Source organism: Pseudomonas sp. B21-017, from assembly GCF_024749245.1.
Classification (GTDB): Bacteria; Pseudomonadota; Gammaproteobacteria; order Pseudomonadales; family Pseudomonadaceae; genus Aquipseudomonas.
The window spans coordinates 3,769,758-3,788,098 of sequence record NZ_CP087194.1 but is presented as its reverse complement, the minus strand read 5'-3'; the positions used below and the strand labels follow the sequence as shown (position 1 = coordinate 3,788,098).

General features: G+C 59.0%; 18 protein-coding genes. 7 read left to right on the top strand and 11 right to left on the bottom strand.

The annotated features are described in order from the left end of the window. Positions 1 to 73: 73 nt before the first annotated feature. A complete protein-coding gene (locus LOY28_RS17020; protein ID WP_007937731.1) occupies positions 74 to 544 on the top strand; it encodes a DUF1289 domain-containing protein in 471 nt (156 codons plus the stop codon). 169 nt (positions 545 to 713) lie between these two features. Here the strand turns inward: LOY28_RS17020 and LOY28_RS17015 are convergent, their stop codons facing one another. Continuing rightward, positions 714 to 1,577, bottom strand: coding sequence for a universal stress protein (locus tag LOY28_RS17015; RefSeq protein WP_018929653.1), 864 nt, complete (start codon positions 1,575 to 1,577; stop codon positions 714 to 716). Positions 1,578 to 1,736: 159 nt separating this feature from the next. Between LOY28_RS17015 and LOY28_RS17010 the strand changes: the two genes are divergently transcribed. The 3 genes from LOY28_RS17010 (at position 1,737) to LOY28_RS17000 (ending at position 4,500) form a co-directional block, all read left to right on the top strand. Next, the gene (locus tag LOY28_RS17010) at positions 1,737 to 2,345 is read left to right on the top strand and encodes a tRNA-(ms[2]io[6]A)-hydroxylase (RefSeq protein ID WP_008010271.1); all 609 of its coding nucleotides are present in this window, start codon (positions 1,737 to 1,739) and stop codon (positions 2,343 to 2,345) included. A 160-nt stretch (positions 2,346 to 2,505) separates the two neighbouring features. Then, entirely contained in the window at positions 2,506 to 3,213 is a 708-nt protein-coding gene (locus tag LOY28_RS17005; RefSeq protein WP_064621290.1) for a winged helix-turn-helix domain-containing protein, read from the top strand. Beyond that, positions 3,214 to 4,500, top strand: a complete 1,287-nt coding sequence (locus LOY28_RS17000) for an ATP-binding protein (RefSeq protein WP_258612224.1) — start codon at positions 3,214 to 3,216, stop codon at positions 4,498 to 4,500. It begins immediately after the preceding gene. Here LOY28_RS17000 and LOY28_RS16995 read toward each other — a convergent pair. The 4 genes from LOY28_RS16995 to LOY28_RS16980 all read right to left on the bottom strand — a co-directional run bounded on the left by LOY28_RS16995 (position 4,497) and on the right by LOY28_RS16980 (position 8,380). Further along, positions 4,497 to 4,985, bottom strand: a complete 489-nt coding sequence (locus tag LOY28_RS16995) for a GFA family protein (protein ID WP_019648936.1) — start codon at positions 4,983 to 4,985, stop codon at positions 4,497 to 4,499. The two genes, LOY28_RS17000 and LOY28_RS16995, sit on opposite strands and share 4 nt — an antisense overlap. A gap of 145 nt (positions 4,986 to 5,130) precedes the next feature. Then, positions 5,131 to 6,402, bottom strand: a complete 1,272-nt coding sequence (locus LOY28_RS16990; protein ID WP_018929647.1) for a cation:dicarboxylate symporter family transporter — start codon at positions 6,400 to 6,402, stop codon at positions 5,131 to 5,133. 93 nt (positions 6,403 to 6,495) lie between these two features. Further along, positions 6,496 to 7,704, bottom strand: a complete 1,209-nt coding sequence (locus tag LOY28_RS16985) for a pyridoxal phosphate-dependent aminotransferase (RefSeq protein ID WP_138867731.1) — start codon at positions 7,702 to 7,704, stop codon at positions 6,496 to 6,498. Between the two features lie 10 nt (positions 7,705 to 7,714). After that, the gene (locus LOY28_RS16980) at positions 7,715 to 8,380 is read right to left on the bottom strand and encodes an RraA family protein (RefSeq protein ID WP_258612223.1); all 666 of its coding nucleotides are present in this window, start codon (positions 8,378 to 8,380) and stop codon (positions 7,715 to 7,717) included. 128 nt (positions 8,381 to 8,508) lie between these two features. Between LOY28_RS16980 and LOY28_RS16975 the strand changes: the two genes are divergently transcribed. Further along, positions 8,509 to 9,405 carry a LysR family transcriptional regulator gene (locus LOY28_RS16975; RefSeq protein WP_018929644.1) on the top strand — a complete coding sequence of 299 codons (897 nt, stop codon included), beginning with the start codon at positions 8,509 to 8,511 and terminating at the stop codon, positions 9,403 to 9,405. A gap of 46 nt (positions 9,406 to 9,451) precedes the next feature. Here LOY28_RS16975 and LOY28_RS16970 read toward each other — a convergent pair whose 3' ends face one another. From LOY28_RS16970 to LOY28_RS16960, 3 genes are all read right to left on the bottom strand, one after another. Beyond that, on the bottom strand, positions 9,452 to 10,069 hold the full coding sequence (locus LOY28_RS16970; protein ID WP_258612222.1) for a DNA-3-methyladenine glycosylase: 618 nt from the start codon (positions 10,067 to 10,069) through the stop codon (positions 9,452 to 9,454). Between the two features lie 74 nt (positions 10,070 to 10,143). Then, positions 10,144 to 10,956, bottom strand: coding sequence for an isocitrate lyase/phosphoenolpyruvate mutase family protein (locus LOY28_RS16965; RefSeq protein ID WP_258612221.1), 813 nt, complete (start codon positions 10,954 to 10,956; stop codon positions 10,144 to 10,146). A gap of 45 nt (positions 10,957 to 11,001) precedes the next feature. Then, positions 11,002 to 12,084 carry a bifunctional transcriptional activator/DNA repair enzyme AdaA gene (locus LOY28_RS16960; protein ID WP_258612220.1) on the bottom strand — a complete coding sequence of 361 codons (1,083 nt, stop codon included), beginning with the start codon at positions 12,082 to 12,084 and terminating at the stop codon, positions 11,002 to 11,004. Between the two features lie 126 nt (positions 12,085 to 12,210). Here LOY28_RS16960 and LOY28_RS16955 point away from each other — a divergent pair, with 126 nt between their 5' ends. Beyond that, positions 12,211 to 12,624, top strand: a complete 414-nt coding sequence (locus LOY28_RS16955; protein ID WP_086946053.1) for a VOC family protein — start codon at positions 12,211 to 12,213, stop codon at positions 12,622 to 12,624. A 3-nt stretch (positions 12,625 to 12,627) separates the two neighbouring features. On the opposite strand, the gene LOY28_RS16950 is transcribed toward LOY28_RS16955, so the two are convergent. Together LOY28_RS16950 and LOY28_RS16945 are read right to left on the bottom strand one after the other, a co-directional pair. Next, positions 12,628 to 13,248: a LysE family translocator gene (locus LOY28_RS16950; RefSeq protein ID WP_096480084.1), complete on the bottom strand. Its 621-nt coding sequence runs from the start codon at positions 13,246 to 13,248 to the stop codon at positions 12,628 to 12,630. 181 nt (positions 13,249 to 13,429) lie between these two features. Further along, the gene (locus tag LOY28_RS16945) at positions 13,430 to 13,642 is read right to left on the bottom strand and encodes a DUF1059 domain-containing protein (RefSeq protein ID WP_007937743.1); all 213 of its coding nucleotides are present in this window, start codon (positions 13,640 to 13,642) and stop codon (positions 13,430 to 13,432) included. Between the two features lie 241 nt (positions 13,643 to 13,883). On the opposite strand from LOY28_RS16945, the gene LOY28_RS16940 reads away from it, so the two are divergent. Then, a complete protein-coding gene (locus tag LOY28_RS16940) occupies positions 13,884 to 14,471 on the top strand; it encodes a LysE family translocator (protein WP_018929638.1) in 588 nt (195 codons plus the stop codon). A 24-nt stretch (positions 14,472 to 14,495) separates the two neighbouring features. Here LOY28_RS16940 and LOY28_RS16935 read toward each other — a convergent pair whose 3' ends face one another. Further along, positions 14,496 to 18,179, bottom strand: a complete 3,684-nt coding sequence (locus LOY28_RS16935; protein ID WP_258612219.1) for a hypothetical protein — start codon at positions 18,177 to 18,179, stop codon at positions 14,496 to 14,498. Between the last annotated feature and the right edge of the window lie 162 nt (positions 18,180 to 18,341).

Below are 18,341 nucleotides of genomic sequence, written 5' to 3'. Positions count from 1 at the left end.
TTTGAGGGGTGATGAATGTTAGACAAAGGGCTAACATGCCGACCTGTTCTGCTTTCCCGTGTTTTGTCTACCTATGCCCAATCAGACCATCAAGACCCCCTGCGTCGGCCTCTGCTCCACTGTTTACGGTGATTTGGTGTGCCGTGGCTGCAAGCGTTTCCACCACGAAGTGATCCATTGGAACGGTTACAACGAGGAAGAAAAACGCGCGGTGTGGTTGCGGCTTGAGCAGCTGTTGTCGCAGGTGATGGCTGCCAAGGTAGAAATTTTCGATCCCGCGCTGCTGAGAATGCAGCTGGAACAGCGCAAGATCCGCTTTGTGCCGCATCAGTCGGAGTATTGCTGGGCTTATCAGCTGATCGCCCGGGGCGCGCGGGTCATCAATAATCTGGAAGCCTACGGGATGGTGCTGCTGCCGGAGTTCCGCGACTGGAACCTGCCGGAATTGCGCGATGCCATTGATCGGGAATTTTTCCTGCTCTCGGAAGCGCATTACCAGCGCTACATTGCGCCGGGGTTCCTAAAAGACGCCTTTGGCGGCTGATTGCTTAACCTGTGGCGAGGGAGCTTGTCGGAACGCCGCACCGTCCCGTTCGGCTGCGCAGCAGTCGTCAATCGGCCAATGATTTTTGTCTGACACACTGCGCTGACCGAATTGGGGTCGCTTCGCAACCCAACGGGAGCAAGCTCCCTCGCCACAAGTCTTCGTAGCCTCAATGCCGGGTCACGATCTCTTCCAGGTGATCCATGATGTCGTCCGGCTTGAGCACCAGCACATCGCTTTCCAGCGCATCGAGCACCACTTCCGCCGTATTGCCGATCAACGCCCCGGACAACCCGGTCCGCGCCACCGTGCCGATCACCGTCACGGAGGCCCCCAGCTTATGGGCCATGAATGGAATCAATACATCCGCCGGGCCTTCCTCGATGTGCAGGTGGTCGTCGTCGATGTCGAACTCGGCCTGGAACGCCTGGCACTGCTCGCGGTAACGGGCCTCGATGGTTTCCTTGAGCTGCATCGTCGGGTCGGCCGCCGACAGCATCGGCGACGGATGGGCGCTGATGACATGCAAGTGGGCTTTGGCCAGGCTGGCAATGTCGTAGCCATGATCGATGATGCTGGCATGCAAGGTGCGGTGTTCGCCGTCCATGTTGCCGACATCGATGGCCGCCAGGATCACTCCACCGGTCCAGGGTTTGGCGGTTTTCACCAGCAGCACCGGAGTCGGGCAGTAGCGCAGCAGTTTCCAGTCCGCCGGAGTCAGCAGGGCCTTTTTCAGTGGGCTGTCGGGATAATGCTGCTTGACCACCAGCCCGCAACCTTCAGCCTGCTGCACATCGATAATGGTGTCGTGCAGGCTTTCGTTCCAGGCTTGCTCGGTGGTGACGTTGTACCCGTCCGCCAGCAGAGCCGCCTTGAGCACGCCGAGCATCGCGCTGTGATCATGCTTTTTATCGCAGACCAGCAGGTGCAGATGAGCCTGGGTCACGCCAGCGATCAATTTGGCCCGTTTGAGCGCCAGGCTTTCCGAGTGTTCGGGTTCGATGACCACCAGAATGCTGCGAATGGCTTGCATGATCGGGATCTCCAGGAAGGTAAAAACACTGCGTTGGACAACTATAGTTGCTGGTCGGGCATTCGCGACTTGATGCATATCAACGGTGGCGACTGGTGGTCTGTCGGCAGGCCGGTATAATCGGCGCCCTTCGTTTTGAACCTTTTATCCGTGAGCCCCATGATCCTTCCCGAAATTCACGAGTTCCTCGGCTGCCGCACGCCCGACGGTTGGGTCCAGGCCGCGCTGGCCGATCAGGAAACGCTGCTGATCGACCACAAAAACTGCGAATTCAAGGCGGCCAGCACGGCGTTGAGCCTGATTGCCAAGTATCACTCCCACGTCGATCTGATCAACCTGATGTCGCGTCTGGCCCGGGAAGAGCTGGTGCACCACGAGCAGGTCATGCGCCTGATGAAAAAGCGCAAGATTGAACTGCGCCAGCTGTCCGCCGGGCGTTACGCCTCGGGGCTGCGCAAAGTGGTGCGCAGCCACGAGCCGGTGAAGCTGGTGGATACGCTGGTGGTCGGCGCGTTCATCGAAGCCCGCAGTTGCGAGCGTTTCGAGGCGTTGGTGCCGCATCTGGATGAGGAGCTGGGCAAGTTCTATTTCGGCCTGCTGAAAAGCGAGGCCCGGCATTTCCAGGGGTATCTGAAACTGGCCTATCAATACGGTGACGCCAAGGACATCGCCCAGGTGATCGACAAGGTGCGCGACGCCGAACAGGCGTTGATCGAGTCGCCGGATGTGGAGTTCAGGTTTCACAGTGGTGTGCCGGTCGCGGCGTGACAACGTGTAATCTTCAATAATTGTAAAAAACTCTTAAAAGAATGAAACATCGCCAAAAACCGGCTTCCATGGCCGGTTTTTGCTGTCTGCGATAACCGTCCCTTCACCGATTGGCGCCATAATGCCGGCCATTTCATTCAAGGGTTGGCAGACGGTCATCATGGAGAGTCTGGGTTTTGGCAAAGTATTGCTGGTGGAAGACGACGAGAAGCTCGCCGGGCTGATTGCGCATTTCCTGTCCCAACACGGTTTTGAAGTCCGCGAGGTGCACCGCGGAGACCTCGCGGTAGCCGCTTTCCTTGAATTCAAACCGAAAATCGTCGTACTCGACCTGATGTTGCCGGGCCAGAGCGGCCTGCACGTGTGCCGCGAAATCCGCAGCGTATCCGACACCCCCATCGTCATTCTCACCGCCAAGGAAGACGACCTCGATCACATTCTCGGCCTGGAATCCGGTGCCGACGACTACGTGATCAAACCCATCAAGCCCCCTGTGTTGCTCGCTCGTCTGCGTGCCTTGCAACGCCGTCAGATGCCGGACAGCAGTGTGTGCAGCTCACTGGAATTCGGTCATCTGAGCATCGATCGCAGTTGCCGCGAAGTGCGCCTGGCGGGCGAGGGCATCGAGCTCACCACCATGGAATTCGAACTGCTGTGGTTGCTGGCCAGCGCTGCCGGCAAGACGCTGTCCCGCGACGACATCCTCAACCGCATGCGCGGTATCGCCTTCGACGGCCTCAACCGCAGCGTCGACGTGTACATCAGCAAACTGCGCGGCAAGCTCAAGGACAACCCGCGCGAACCGGTGTGCATCAAGACCGTGTGGGGCAAGGGTTATCTGTTCAATCCGTTTGCGTGGGAGCTGTAAATGCTGCGGTTATTTTTGGGACTGTTTCTGGTGATGACGGTTGGCCTGGTACTGGGGCTGCAAACCGTCGAGCGCACGTTCGATGCGCTGCTCGACGGTCAGATGCGCAGCTACAACCAAGAGGCGGTGCGTGGTCAGGCCTGGTCGCTGGTCGAGCAATTGCGCGGCCTGGACAGTCCGGCCCGGGAGCGACAGTTGGAAGCCATACGCCCTCACTACGGTTTGGGCCTGGCTCTGGTCGAGACCGATCAATTGTCTCTGACCGATCAGGAACAAGCCGAGTTGACCCAGGGCCTGCTGGTGATGCGCGACAAGTACACGCAGTTCATCTCGCGCATTGACGACGGTTCGCAGTTGCTCAGCATCAAGCTGCCGGCCGAGCCGAGTCTGATGCCGTTCTACATTGCCGCGGCCTATCTGATGATCGCGGTGATGATCGGTTTTGTGTTGTTTTTCTGGGTGCGCCCGCACTGGCGCGATCTGGAGACACTGCGCCTGGCCGCCGAACGCTTTGGCGATAACGACCTGTCGGCGCGTATCCAGCTGTCCAAGCGCTCGAATATTCGTGACCTGGCCGAACACTTCAACCTGATGGCCGCGCGCATCGAGGGGCTGATCGCCAACCAGCGCGAGCTGACCAACGCGGTGTCCCATGAGCTGCGCACACCCATCGCGCGGTTGTCGTTCGAACTCGACCAACTCAAGCAACAGCCCGACCCAACCCAGAGCCGCGAGTTGATCGCCGACATGCACGCCGACCTTGGCGAGCTGGAAGAAATGGTTTCCGAGTTGCTGACGTACGCCAGCCTTGAACGCGGCGCCACGGTGATTACCCGGGAGAACATTCAGGCCAGCCATTGGTTAGACAGCGTGGTGGGCAGCGTGACGCTGGAGGCTGAAGCCGCCGGGGTGCAACTGCTGATTGTCGAATGTCAGGTTGACGAAATTCGTATCGAACCGCGCTTCATGGCCCGGGCAGTGATCAATTTGCTGCGCAACGCCATTCGTTATGCCGACCAGCGGGTGGAAGTGTCGTTGGTGCGCACCGGTGATCACTACGAGGTGCAGGTCAACGATGATGGGCCGGGCGTGCCGCTGGACGGGCGGGAGAAAATCTTCGAACCGTTCTCGCGCCTCGATGCCAGCCGCGACCGCCGCACCGGTGGTTTCGGCCTGGGCCTGGCGCTGGTGCGGCGGGTGTCTCAATCCCATGGCGGGCAAGTGGAAGTGGCGGATTCGCCGTGGGGCGGGGCGTCGTTTCGCATGACCTGGGCGCATTTGGATTAGCGGCTCAAGCCCAGGCGTTCATGCCACTGGGCAATGGATTCTACCGGGTAGACCTCGAATTGCTGGTCCCCCGGATACACCTCGACTTCCACCCACGGCGCCTTGGAGCCGAGCATCAGGTGCGTGTGCTCGGGCGGCACCGGCAACGGGGTGTCGATGGCCGAGGCAAACGGGTGAATCAGCTCCGGCCATTCAGGGCTGAACAGCCATAATCCCGAGCCGCACAGGGAACAGAAATGCCGCTCGGCGGTGCTGCGCCGGGCGCGCTTATCGCCTTCGTCCTTGAGCCGCGCATGGTAAATCGAGATGTGCTTGCGACCACGCACCTTGAGGCTCTGGGCGTCGCCCGCCAGGTTGATCGCATAACCGCCACCGCCCTGGGTCTTGCGACAGATGGAGCAGTAGCAACGCTGATAAGGGTAGGGGTGGGCGCTGGTCAGGCTGAACGACACCGCGCCGCAATGGCAGGAGCCTTCGAGCTGCATGGGAGCCTCCGACGGGGTTGGGATGACTCAAGACAGACTAGACCGTAAGCGTTTCTGGACAGTTGAATTTATGGTGGCCGTTCAGGCGCCTTCGCGGGCAAGACACAAGCGGGCTTGCTCGCGAAGAACGATGACGCGGTCTGCGCTACGAGCACTGCCCCTGCGGCACCCTCAGGCAATGAGCCTCGCGACCCTCCCACTTGGCGATCACCAGTGGCGCCAGTGCATTGCCAAGCACATTCAGGGCGGTGGTCGGCATCTCCATCAACCGATAAACCCCGGCAATGAACGCGATGCCTTCCAGCGGTAATCCGGCACTGGCCAGGGTGGCCGAGAGAATCACGAACATGAACCCCGGCACGCCGGCAGCCCCTTTGGACGTCAGGACCATGGTCACCACCAGCAACGCCTGATCGCCCAGGCTCAGGTCGATGCCGTACAACTGGGCGACGAACAAGGTGCCGATACCGAGAAACAGCGACGCACCGTCAAGGTTGAAGGAATAACCCACCGGCACCACGAAACTGACCAGCGACGGCGGCACGCCATAGGTCTCGAGTTTCTTCATCAGTTGCGGCATCACCGCCGCCGAGCTGGCGCTGGAGAAGGCCAGGACCAGTTCATCCTTGATGTGGCGCATCAGCGCGAACAGGTTGATCCCGCACAGTCGCGCCACCAGGTTGAGCACCACCAGCACGAAGAACGCGATCGCCACGTAGCTGACCATGATCAGCTTGGCCAGTGGCAGCAAAGAGCTGAAACCGAAGTTTGCCACGGTCACGGCAATCATCCCGAACACACCGATCGGCGAGTAGGCCATGATCATCGATGTGACCTTGAACATCGCTTCCGAGACACCGCGCAGCAACGCGATCAACGGCTCCTTGCGTTCGTTGCCCAGCTTCGAAACGCCGAGGCCGAACATCACGGCGAAGAACAGCACCGACAGCAGACTGCCTTGGGCCATCGCGTTGATGACGTTGTCCGGAATAATGCCGACGATGATTTGCCCCAGGCTGTGCCCTCCGGCTGCGCTGCTGGTCGGCAGGGTAACGGCGGCCGCCTTGAGGCTCGCCAGATCAGTGCCGGCACCGGGTTTGAGCAGGTTGCCGATTACCAGTCCGACGATGATTGCCAGGGTGGTGATGCTGAAGAAATACGTCAGCGACTTGACCCCGATGCGGCCCAGGGATTTGCCGTCGCCATGACCGGCAATGCCGACCACCATGCAGGAAAACACAATGGGTACGACGATCATCTTCATCAGCTTGATGAAAATGTCGCCGGCCGGTTGCAGCAGGTTGTTCACCAGCCATGGACGAGACTCGGGAAAGCTGTGCAGCAGGGCGCCGATGGCAATGCCGGCGAGCAGGCCGATCATGATTTGCCAGACCAGCGCGATACGGGGCTTGTGCATGGGGGATGCCTCATTTGATGACATGATTATGAGTGTTGTTCTAGGCAGTCAATGAGCAGCCGTCCGATGGCTGTCGGGTGTTGCGATCAGCCGTCAGCGCAAGCGTTGGCACGCTTGTTCAAGTCGACGGCAACCTTCTTCGATCACGTCCAGCGAACTGGCGAATGACAGGCGGATATACGGCGACATGCCGTATGCCGCGCCGCTGACCGTGGCCAGGCCGTGCTCCCTGAGCAGGTAGGCAACCAGTTGCGTATCGCTGTCGATGCGCTCGCCGCTGGTGGTGGTTTTGCCCATCAACCCGCTGACGTTGGCGAACACATAGAACGCCCCGTCCGGTGGGGTGAAGCTCAGGCCGTTGATCGGTTGCAACAGTTCGAGCATGCGGTCACGGCGTTGTTGGTAAACCTCGCGCATGCCGGCAATCGGTGCCTGATCTCCGGCGAAAGCCGCGACCGCTGCCGCCTGGCTGACCGAACTCGGACACGTGGTGGTCTGCGACAGCAGTTTGCCGATGGCACCGATCAACCACGCCGGACCTGCACCAAACCCAAGACGCCAACCGGTCATGGCGTAACCCTTGGACGCGCCGTTGACGATCAGCGTGCGCGGTTTCAGGTCTGGGGCGAGCAGGGTCAGCGACACATGCCGGGCGTCGCCATAAACGAACTGCTCGTAGATTTCGTCGGCCATGATCAATACGTGAGGATGCCGACGCAGGACGTCTGCCAGTGCCAACAGCTCGGTTTCGCTGTAGACCGCGCCACTCGGGTTGTTCGGCGTGTTGAGGATCACCCATTTGCTGCGCGGGGTGATTGCCTGCTCCAGCGCCGCTGGCGAGAGCTTGAAACCGTTGGATTCATCGCCGGGAATGATGACTGGAGTGGCGTCGTTCAACCGGGCGATGTCCGGGTAAGACACCCAGTACGGCGTGTGCACGATCACTTCATCGCCCAGGTTCAGTGTTGCGGCCAGGGCGTGGTAGATGATGTGCTTGCCGCCGCAGCCGGTAACCACTTCGTCGAGCCCGTAATTCAGACCGTTATCGCGCTCAAGCTTGAGGCAGATCGCTTTTCGCAAGGCGAGTGTGCCGTGGGTGGCCGTGTAGTGCGTGTCACCGCTGTGCATCGCGGTGCTGGCGGCGTCGAGGATATGTGCCGGGGTGTCGAAATCCGGTTCGCCCATGGTGAAGTTGACGATGTCCCGACCCTGGGCGCGCAACTCGGTCACCAGTGCGTTGGCGGCGATGCTCGGCGAAGGCTGAATGCCCAGCACCCGATCAGACAAGAATGAAGTGCTCATTGTGTTCCCCTTAATCGACCAGGCCGGCCTGCTGCAAGACCTTGTCCATCCAGCTCTGGCGCAGGGCACCGGTGGCGATTTCGGCTTTGACTTGTTCTTCGTGGGCCGCATGTTGTGCCGCGCGACGCAGTACTTCGGCAGCATCGGCCTGGGAAAACGCCACCAGGCCGTCTTCGTCGCCGACCAGCAAATCGCCCGGTTGAACCAGCATGCCGCCAATCGACACCGGTACGTTGATCTCGCCCGGACCGCTCTTGTAAGGGCCGCAGTGCACGACGCCGCGGGCGTAGCAGGGGGTATCGTCGAAACTGGCGACATCGCGAATCGCGCCGTCAATCACGAAACCGACGCAGCCACGCTGCTGGGCGTAGAGCTTGACCAGTTCGCCGATCACCGCGTTGTTGGTATCGCCCTGGGCGTCCACCACCAACACATGGCCGGGTTGCAGCATGCTCATGGCCTTGTAGATCAGCAGGTTGTCGCCCGGACGGGTTTTGACGGTCAGGGCGGTGCCGACCAATTTGCCGCTGCGGTTGTAGCGGGTCAGGCCGCGAGCACCAATGTGCCGGCCGAGGTTGTCGCTGATGTGCGGCGTGACCACATTGGCGAACGCTTCGAGCACTTCGGCAGCGGCCAGCGGTGGGTTGGGAAGAATGCGTGAACCGGGCAAGGACATGGCTGATCTCCTGAAGAATGAGTTAGCAGCCGATCAGGGCTGAGGCTCGATCTTAGGAGTGATAAACAAACAGTTTTAGCGATATTTTATTATGCGGTAGTATCGCTTTTTTTCATGTGGTGTTTGCAATGATCACCTTCAAGCAGATTGACGCGTTGTTCTGGATTGCCGAGTTGGGCAGCTTCGAAGCGGCAGCGAACAAGCTGAACATGTCTCAGTCGGCGATTTCCAAACGTATCCAGGAGCTGGAAGAAACCTTCGACGTGGAGATTTTCGACCGCAGCAAGCGCAACGCACGGCTGACCGAGAAGGGCGGCGAACTGCTGGATTACGCCAAGGATTTGCTGGAACGCCGTGACTATTTGCTGGAGCGGGTCAGCGCCCGTGAAGTATTGGTGCGCAGGTTTCGCCTCGGGGTCACCGAACTGACGGCGTTGACCTGGTTGCCGGCGCTGGTCGAGTCGCTGCGGCAGGCTTACCCCAAGGTGCAAATCGAGCCTTCGGTGGAACTGAGTAGCGAACTGTTTCGCAAACTGGAAAACGATCAACTCGATCTGGTCATCGTCCCGGATGTCTACAACGATGCGCGGTTCGTCAGCACCCCACTGAAGTCCGTCGAAAACGCCTGGATGTGCGCACCAGGTCTGATTACCGACCCGGATCCGGTGAGTATCGAGCGCCTGGCCGGTTGCACGGTGCTGACCCAGGGTTCGCAGTCCGGGACTGGCTTGATCTACGAGCGCTGGATGGCCTCCCACAACGTGCAGATGCCTAAAACCATCACCAGCCATAACTTGCTGGTGCAGGTCGGATTGACCTTGTCCGGAGTTGGCGTGAGTTATTTGCCCAAGGCTTGCCTGTCACACTTGATCGAACGAGGCGCATTGCGCGCCTTGGTGACGACGCCGGGCCTGCCACGGATTCGCTACGCCGCGTTGCACCGCACCGATCGTCAATTCGGTCTGAACCAGGATGTCGCGCAACTGGCGTTGCAGTGTTGCGATTTTTCGCGGCTGTTGCTCTAAGCGCTCTGTAGCCGCCGGGCTTGCCCGCGATGAACGATAGCGCCGTCTACCGGTTAGGCACCCGCCACAAATACCACGACGCCACCGTCCTATAAGGGCTCCATGCCAACCCGATATCAATCATCTGCTTGCGACTTGGCTGTTGTTCCAGCCCCTTTAGCCGGCGATATCCCTCACGCACCCCGAAGTCATCGGCCGGCAAAACGTCTGGCCGCTCCAGGCTGTAGATCAGCAGCATTTCCACGGTCCAGCGGCCCACTCCGCGCAAGGTGATCAGGCGCTCGATCAACGCTTCATCGTCCATCGCCAGCGCCGTGGCGTAGTCCGGCACCACGCCGTCCAGAGCCGCCTGGGCGATGCCCTGAATGGTTGCGATCTTGCTGGCGGAAAAGCCGCAACCGCGCATCTGCTCGAAGTCGGTCGCCAGGATCTGCTCGGGTCTGGGGAAGGTGCTCGCGGGAAACAACGCCAGCAGCCGGCCGACAATCGCATCGCCAGCCTTTGTATGCAGTTGCTGATAGGCAATCGCCCGCACCAGCGACTCATAAGGATCGCGCGCCGCATGGGGTTGATGCAGGCAGGGGCCGATTGCGCTGATGTGGCGCTGCCAGTCGGTATCGAGGGCCGAGAGAAATTCGCTGGCCAGTTGATAGGTGTCGGGCATGGAGCATCCTGAGGGGCGGGTGGCTGCGGGAAGACTAGTCGTCTCCCCGCAGCGCCGCACTCCATTGCTTGCGGTCAAACTTTGCCGGTCGGGGCCAGCAGGGCGTTCACTTGGCTGTAGGTGAAGGCCTTGAGGTGACTGCTGTCGAGCGTGCCGGTTTGCAGAAAGCTTTTGGCCAGGCCGGCCATGGCGCCGTAGAGGAATTCGGCGATGCCCGAGCCGGCGCTCAAACGGCGCACGCCAAGGGCTTGCAGTTCTTCAGGTGAAGGCAGGCCCGGGAAGCCGAGCACGTTCAGTGGCAGCGTCGTGCCGTGGCACAGGGCGTCGATCTCGTACGCCGCCGTGACGCCAGCGGCGAACAGTCCGTCGGCGCCGGCCGCCTGATACAACGCGGCGCGTTTGAGCGTCTCGGCGACGCGATCTTCGGCCGGCACCAGGCCCCTGAGGTACACGTCAGTGCGGGCATTGATGAACAGCTTCACATCCCGGCGATTGGCAACCTGGCGCGCGATTTCGATCTTGCGGGCCAGCAGGTCGGGCGAGGCAGCACCGTCCTCGATATTGATCCCCACGGCACCGGCGGCGATCACCGCGTCGACCACTTGCGCAACTCGCCCCAGGTCATCGGAATAACCCGCCTCAATGTCCACGCTCAACGGCACGCTGATGACCCGAGCGATGGATTCGACGGTGGAAACCAGCCGCTCAAGCGGCAAGGTGTTGCCATCCGGATAACCATGCACCCAGGCCACCGCTGCGCTGCTGGTGGCCACGGCTTTGCTGCCCAGCTGTTCCACCAGTCGCGCCCCGGTGGCGTCGGCGACGTTGGTCAGAATCAACAGCCCGCTCTGGTGCAGTTGATGGAATTGAGTGTCGAGTGTGTCCATTGAATGTCCCTCCTTATGACTTTTTATTGAAAAACAATGGAGTGATCAGAATGCCAGTTGTTGGGTGATTTGCACCGCGGCGCTTTCCAGCCTGAGCAGAAACGCTTTACGCGGTTGTCCACCACCATAGCCGGTCAACGAACCGTCTGCGCCGATCACCCGATGACAGGGCAGCACAATCGCCAGACGGTTTTGCCCGTTGGCCATGCCCACGGCGCGACTGGCGCCGGGCTTGCCCAGTTGCGCGGCAATCGCGCCATAGGTGCTGGTCTGGCCGTAGGGGATCTTCATCAATTCGTTCCACACCTGCTTGGCGAACGCGCTGCCGGGCAGGTGCAGGGGCACGTTGAATTCGCTCCGTTTGCCGGCGAAGTATTGCGCCAGTTCCTCTTCGATCTGCTGCAAATGCCCGTTGTGTCCGGGGGCCACGGCGTAGTCATAATGGTTCTGCAGTTCTTCGATTTCCTTGGTCAGTGCCGGTCGGTCGAGAAACTCCAATAGCACCAGCCCACGCCGTTCGGCCATGGCGATCATCGGTCCCAGTGGCGTGGTCAATCGGGTGAACAGCAACGGCTCGCTGTGGGCGGCGCGACCGGGGGTGATGTGGAATGACTTTTGAAACGCATCGCGAAAACCGCTCAAGGATTCGTAGCCGGAATCGAACGCCGCGTTGTCGATGGATTCGCCTTGCTTGATGCCACCGAGGGCGATGCCCAGGCGTCGGCTGCGCAGCCAGGCGTGAAAGGTCATGCCGAAATGCTGCTTGAACCAGCGCCGCAGTTTCAGCGGCTCGATGCCCTCGGCGAGCAATTGGGCATCAGTCCAGCGCAGGTCGGGGTCGGCGTCGACGGATTTCAGCAGTCGTTGCACCCAGTCCGGCGCAATGGCCGCGGCGTCCAGCGGCTTGCACCGCAGGCAGGCCCGATAACCCGCCGACATCGCCTCATCGGCATGGGCGAAGAACTCGACGTTTTCCGGCTTCGGTTTGCGCGCCGTGCAACTGGGGCGGCAGAAGATGCCGGTGGTTTTGACCGCGGTAAAGAACACCCCCTCGTAGGCGGTGTCGCGTTCGAGCATGGCGCGAACCATCTCGGCGTGGGGCGGAAGCACAGCGTTTTGTAGGTTCATGGGCTGAGCATAAGCCGCGTTGCCTGGCGCCTCCACCGGAAAATCGACAGAGAATTTTTGTGCCCTGAGCTACAGTCATCGGGTCACTGGCAATGCTGTAAACGATATTTTCAGGAATCCATCCCAATGCAAGCATTCACGATTAAGCACATCGATCATATCGTCCTGCGCGTCGAGGACCTCGAACGCAGCATCGCGTTTTACGGCGAGGTACTTGGCGCCGAACTGGTCAAGCGCCGCGACGATCTGGGCCTGGTGCATTTGCGTGCGGGCACCTCGATGATCGACCTCGTCGATATCCAGGGCGAACTCGGCCGCACGGGCGGGGCTGCCGCTGGTCGCGAACGGCGCAACGTCGACCACTTCTGCCTGCGCATCGAACCGTTTGACGAGGAAGCGCTGGTCAGTCACTTGCAGTCCTTCGGCCTGAAACCCGAGAAAGCTGCGGTGCGTTTTGGTGCCGAAGGCAACGGGCTGTCGATCTATTGCTTCGATCCGGACGGCAACCAGGTCGAACTGAAAGGACCGTCCCAAGCGTAAAGGTCAGGCCCGTTTCGCCATCAACAGCACCGAAGCTGCCGCCGACAGCAACCCCGCGCAGCAACGGTTGAACATCCGCTTGCCCCGTGGTTCTGCAAACCAGCGGCGCATGTGCAGGCCCATGTAGGCGTAGGCGCTGATGGCAATCCATTCCAGCAGCAGGAACAACGCGCCGAGCACCGCGAATTGCGGAGCCACCGCCTGGGTCGGGTCGACGAACTGCGGCAGGAAGGCGGTGAACAGCAAAATGGCCTTGGGATTACCCGCTGCCACCAGAAACTCCTGCCGCGCCAGGGCCAGGATCCCCACCGGCGTGCCGGTGACGTGCTGCTCGGCCTCGGGATTGGCACGCCACAGTTGCCACGCCAGGTACAACAGGTAAGCGGCACCGATGATCTTGATCGCGTAGAACAGCCATTCCGAGGTTTTCAGCACCACCGACAATCCGGCGGCGGCCAGGCCAATCATCCCGGCAAACGCCAGCAAACGCCCGACGCCGGCCACACAGGCGCGACGATAGCCATAACGGGTGGCGTTGCTGACCGACAACAGATTGTTTGGGCCGGGGGCCATGTTCAGGGCGAAGCAGGCCGGCAAAAACAGGAGGAGGGTGGCGAGGTCCATGAACGGGGCTCCAGGAACGAGAGCGGTATTTTTATCATGGGTGGTTGGTGATTTGGCCCATACAGCGGTGGATGCAAATAGCCGTACAGAGAAAAACACGGGACAGACCACGATTGTTCGGCATTTGCCTTGAATCGTGGTCTGTCCCTTTTTGCGTCTTTTGCGCGTTCTTTTTGCGTTCCTACGCCGGACGCGGTGCTTCTACGGGCGGGGTGCCGTCATGGAACATTGTCTTCAGTTGAGCACGCAGTTCTGGTGAATCGGTGTGCTTGTGAACACTGACCGCATGCTGTGCCGCGGCCTCCAGCAGTTCGTTTTCAGAGTCTGCGGACAGGGCGACCGAGCATTTGGACGCGCTTGGGAACTCGCGGCAGTCGATGTATTTACGCGCCATGATCTTCTCCTCCCTACGATGAAGGCAGGCTGTGGCCTGCGTGAACGATCACTCGACGCGCCCCGCATCGAGTGTGCCGACTCTTGAAGTATAGGCCCGCCATAAGGTGCCTCGTGACGGTCTTGCAACCTACAGGAAGTGACATGCGTCGCGGGACAGGCAAGGGTTGTTTTCTTCAATACAGCATTCCCCTGGCTCTTTACCTTGAGCCCTGGTTCAACTGAATTGAAGAAGGTATGCAATGAGTCTGATTCTTTCCATGGCGGCGTTTGCCTTGGTCGCTTCCATTACACCGGGGCCGGTGAACATTGTGGCGTTGAGTTCGGGGGCGCAGTTCGGTTTTCGCGCCAGTCAGCGACATGTCGCCGGAGCAACGCTGGGTTTCGTTTTATTGCTGGTATTGATGGGATTGGGGTTGCATGAGGTATTGCGGTTGTGGCCGGCGCTGACGCAAGTGGTGCAACTGGCGGGTGTTGCGTTTCTGTTGTTCATGGCCTGGAAACTGGCGGCGGACGATGGCCGCATCGATGCGGATAAATCGCGCCGGGCGCCGTCGATGTTATATGGCGCGATGATGCAATGGCTCAATCCGAAAGCCTGGCTGGCCTGTGTAGCGGGCATGGGCGCGTTCGTCGCGGACGGTGAGGCGCGGCTGGTCTGGCAGTTTGCGGCGGTGTATCTGGTGATCTGCTATGTGTCAGTCGGCTGTTGGGCGTATGCCGGGACATGCCTGCAGGGTTATCTGAATAATCCTGTAGGCATGCGATGGTTCAACCGGCTCATGGCATTGTTGCTAGGGCTGAGTGCGGTGTATTTGTTGCTTTCCTAAGCAACATACCCTCAGTCATTCACCTTAATCGAGTCCGTGCAGCAAACTGAACTCTTGTTTTGTCAGCGGTGTGAACCGGTTGTTTCGAAGCTGGCTGATGGCATACAGGGCACGACCCGTACGGCCATTGCCGTCGCCTAGACCGTGGAAACCTACGACGGTCGCCAGCAACTGTTTGTCGAAATGCTCATGACTGGAGTTCAGTGTTTTCAGATGCTGTTCCATCGCGGCGAATCCACTGATGTTGCTAGCGTATTTCTTGTCATTGACGCCCACGCGCACGACGTCCGAGGTGGCTGGCGCGATACGGGCATGCAGCTGTTTGATCACGGTTGGATCAGTCAGTGCTTTTTGATTGCCGGCGTACTCGCGCAGTACCGCAACGATGCTGTCGAGGTCGTTGCCAGGGGAGGTAGAACCATTGACGATCCAGGCACCGGCCCTTTGCGAGTTATCGGTAAAACCCATTGGATTGAAGGCTGACTCTGGCATGACTTGATTGAATGGAGCCTTGCCCAGGTTTTTCTCTAATAGATTTTGTTGGTAATTCTTCATGTAGGTGACGTTTTTCGCTTCGACCTGGGCAAAGGTTGCCAGTGTATCGGCGTAACCTTGAGCACCGGATGCGGAGCGGGCGTTGGTGTAGCTGTATTGAGCTTTTTCCAGGACTGCCTTGAAAAGATCTTCAACAGGCGTTCGACCGATCAATCCCTGCAGATCTTGCGCTTGCTTGAGTCCGAGCGCCGATTCAACAAGCGCATTGTTGAACAGATGCTCCAGTTCGGACGGCAGAGCGCCATCTGGCAGTCGACTGTTCTTGTTGCCCAGGCGGGTCACAATCTGTTCAACGGTTTGAATGCTGTCGTCCTTGAACAGCGCTCGACCATGGGCAACCGTGTCCAGCGACATTCGAATCCGGGGGCCTGCGCCGGTATGGTTGATGGCCCGGAGCAGATCATAGCTGTTCGCGCCCGTCAGATAGCGCAACTGCCGCCGAGCCAGATACGGGGTGGAGAGCGCATGAGCGCCTAGTTTCTTCACGCCCCGAGCCAATAGTTGTCCGCCACCCTTGAGCAGTTGAGGCACTCCGTCAATGGGGTTGAAAAGGCTGATGACAGTACTGCCAACAACTTTGGACGTGGAAAGGAGTTTGGAGACCAGGGTCGTGGCCTTGGCGCTGATAGCGGTAACTTTAATGCCGACGATGGCAAAGGAAACAGCGAGGGCCGCCGCGTCCATGACACAGCCGTGAATAGCGCGGTTTTGTCGGGCAGGAACCCCCGAGGAAAGCTCCTCGACGCACTCCTTGAACGGAATGATCAGGTTCAGAATGAATGTGAAGATGGCGTCGGTCTTTTCAATCGCTTTTTCCCGTCGTGTCTGATCGAGGCCCAGTTGCATCAGTTCATCTACAGTGAAATAGGGGTTCTCTTTTGCAATAAGGTCGCTGATTGCTTCTTTTCGCGTGGAACGAAAGTAACGGTTCGGCGAGGGGGGGCCTGCACTGGCCGACGATGGGTTGAATTCTCCGATCTTGCGGATAAAAAAGGCGGACCGGGAATAGCTGCGGGGGGCCGTGTTCGCTCGATAAGCCTGTATATCCAGACGGCCTTCCAAATGGTGTTTGTGGTTCACAAACGTCGCTACAGCGGACCCACTGGCCATGAAGAGAGGGCGAAACACTTCGCCAAGTTCCTCGCTGTATACGCATTCCGTCCTCATTGGAAACAGTTGATAACAACGAAGCTCTGAATCAAGTACCGCACAAATGAGAACGCCATAACGGCCCGTCTTCCCTGGAACGGGCGTCGCTGGTCTGACTACGCCCGTCGGGTTGGGAATATTGGTAAATCGGGTGGTTGTGTATTCCTGAACACTATAGATACCCAGGTGGCCGTCCTCGATGAACGACCTGTCCGTCGGGCTTAGTTGCGAGAAGGTAACGCTGATAATGGCCGCCAATGCTTCGGTCATTGAGTTGTGATGATTGTGGATCGCTTGCTGAAATAGATCCGCAACGGGGTACATGTCAGCCAGATCAGGAAAGGACTCGTAAATGCTGGTGCCTTTGGCTCGATCCCAATCCCGGGTGTGAAGCTCATCGCCCAGGTAAAGATCGACAACCGATACCCGCCTTCCTGCGCCGCCGCCCGTTCCGCGATGTTTGACCAACAGTTCCTCGGGGTCACAATCCGGCACCTGGGATTTCAGTTCTTTAAGCGCGAGCGCCTTGCGATGGGGCGGCGGTTTGCCCAGATCAATCAAGGCGCTCGTCATCATGTCCGCATGTTGCTTGTACTCATCCATCGCCACCGTAACGGCTTGCTGATTGAGGTTGCCCTCTGAATCCCGGGAGATCAGGTCGTTCATCAGCGCCCAAGTGATCACCGGGTCAGCCGAGTGTGCGGCAAACACTGCTTTGAGCTCGGGTGTCAATTGCGATGCGCGGGCGAACCCCAGCAGGTGTTGGTAGGCCATGCTCCGGGAAACACCGGGGGTGATCGCTTCGGCAAAGTGTACGGCCTGGGTGAAGACGACCCACGCCGGTGTGCCGATACGCAGATTGGACGGCAGTTCATCGGCAAGATATTCCGGCGCCATGCCACTCAGGACCCATTCCGCGACGAGCGGGGCAATCATGGCGTCGAGCTTGAATTGGCTGACCAGATGCTGTTCAAGTTGCGTGCGGACCGCTGAGGGGGAAAGCAGCAAATGACGTTTCGAGTAGAGGTCAAAACCTGCAAACGAGGTATTGGCGCTGTCCAATTCCGGATCAAGGTCAAGCAGCATCACCGCAATCATCAGCTGTTCGATGAACTGCTCGGTGGGCTTGGGGCCGTTTTCATCAGCGAACCAGCCTAATGCCGTCATGAACGCATGCCCATTATTCGCGCTCGACACTGCAATATCGATCAGCCGTGTCAGACGGTAACCTTGGCTGGTGGGCAGTTTGTCGGCGGAAAAGCTTTCAAGTTTCAGCGCATGGCCATAAAGCGAAACCAAAGGAAGTTCGCCTCCGGTTTCTTCCTCGATCACATCGCGAATGAGGGCGCGATTTTTCTCCGTGAGTTCGAACGGTGAGTCTTTGGGAGGGCTCAGCAACTCCCAGTAGTTCCCATAGGGCGATGGTGCTGGAAGGGGGGTGACATTCAGTAAGTCAATTAACTCTTTTGCACTTTCCACGCTGGCCGGAAGTGGCAAGCCGTGAAAACGCAACCACTGGCTTATTGTGATTTTTTCGGCGGACGTCACCCATCCGCCAGTCAGCTTGGCACTGCCTGAAAGGAGGCGTAGTTGTTCATCGATATCGGCAACGCCAGTGAAGTGATGGGCGATATCGTTACGCTCGGAGAAGAAGCTGACAGTGATCAGCTCACCGTTGGTTTCACGGGTACTGATGTTGTCATAGGAATAAAAGAGTTGGCCGTGTTCATTGACATGAAAGATGTTTGTTCGGGAGATGCCTTGTTCGACCGCGATTTTTTTGAAGTCGGGTTGCCGGCTGAGCCTCGCCAGGCAGCTAGTAGCTGGACGATGTAGTTGGGAGAAGTCGGAATTCGGGTCACAGGTAACTGATACACGATCCCACGACCATCCAACGGTTGCCATGACGTCTTCATCGCTGAGGAAGTTGGCGATGGCTTCAATGACTAATTGTTTTTCGCGTTGGTTGCTGGAATGAAATACGTTGTTGTTCGGCGTGTTCAAGTAAGAAGCTCCATCTTCTGATATTGGGTTGTAGCGTGGGGAGGGAGCTTAAATAAGAGTTTGGAGTGTTGTCATATTAGTTATATGACTTTGTATGAATTTTACCGGCATGGCTCGTGGGTTTATATTAACTAACCTGTTTTTGATAGGGGCGCATGTCGA

Coding starts and splice junctions, on each gene's coding strand:
- LOY28_RS17020 (WP_007937731.1), top strand. CDS start 74: ATGCCCAATCAGACCATCAAGACCCCCTGCGTCGGCCTCTGCTCCACT.
- LOY28_RS17015 (WP_018929653.1), bottom strand. CDS start 1,577: ATGCAAGCCATTCGCAGCATTCTGGTGGTCATCGAACCCGAACACTCG.
- LOY28_RS17010 (WP_008010271.1), top strand. CDS start 1,737: ATGATCCTTCCCGAAATTCACGAGTTCCTCGGCTGCCGCACGCCCGAC.
- LOY28_RS17005 (WP_064621290.1), top strand. CDS start 2,506: ATGGAGAGTCTGGGTTTTGGCAAAGTATTGCTGGTGGAAGACGACGAG.
- LOY28_RS17000 (WP_258612224.1), top strand. CDS start 3,214: ATGCTGCGGTTATTTTTGGGACTGTTTCTGGTGATGACGGTTGGCCTG.
- LOY28_RS16995 (WP_019648936.1), bottom strand. CDS start 4,985: ATGCAGCTCGAAGGCTCCTGCCATTGCGGCGCGGTGTCGTTCAGCCTG.
- LOY28_RS16990 (WP_018929647.1), bottom strand. CDS start 6,402: ATGCACAAGCCCCGTATCGCGCTGGTCTGGCAAATCATGATCGGCCTG.
- LOY28_RS16985 (WP_138867731.1), bottom strand. CDS start 7,704: ATGAGCACTTCATTCTTGTCTGATCGGGTGCTGGGCATTCAGCCTTCG.
- LOY28_RS16980 (WP_258612223.1), bottom strand. CDS start 8,380: ATGTCCTTGCCCGGTTCACGCATTCTTCCCAACCCACCGCTGGCCGCT.
- LOY28_RS16975 (WP_018929644.1), top strand. CDS start 8,509: ATGATCACCTTCAAGCAGATTGACGCGTTGTTCTGGATTGCCGAGTTG.
- LOY28_RS16970 (WP_258612222.1), bottom strand. CDS start 10,069: ATGCCCGACACCTATCAACTGGCCAGCGAATTTCTCTCGGCCCTCGAT.
- LOY28_RS16965 (WP_258612221.1), bottom strand. CDS start 10,956: ATGGACACACTCGACACTCAATTCCATCAACTGCACCAGAGCGGGCTG.
- LOY28_RS16960 (WP_258612220.1), bottom strand. CDS start 12,084: ATGAACCTACAAAACGCTGTGCTTCCGCCCCACGCCGAGATGGTTCGC.
- LOY28_RS16955 (WP_086946053.1), top strand. CDS start 12,211: ATGCAAGCATTCACGATTAAGCACATCGATCATATCGTCCTGCGCGTC.
- LOY28_RS16950 (WP_096480084.1), bottom strand. CDS start 13,248: ATGGACCTCGCCACCCTCCTCCTGTTTTTGCCGGCCTGCTTCGCCCTG.
- LOY28_RS16945 (WP_007937743.1), bottom strand. CDS start 13,642: ATGGCGCGTAAATACATCGACTGCCGCGAGTTCCCAAGCGCGTCCAAA.
- LOY28_RS16940 (WP_018929638.1), top strand. CDS start 13,884: ATGAGTCTGATTCTTTCCATGGCGGCGTTTGCCTTGGTCGCTTCCATT.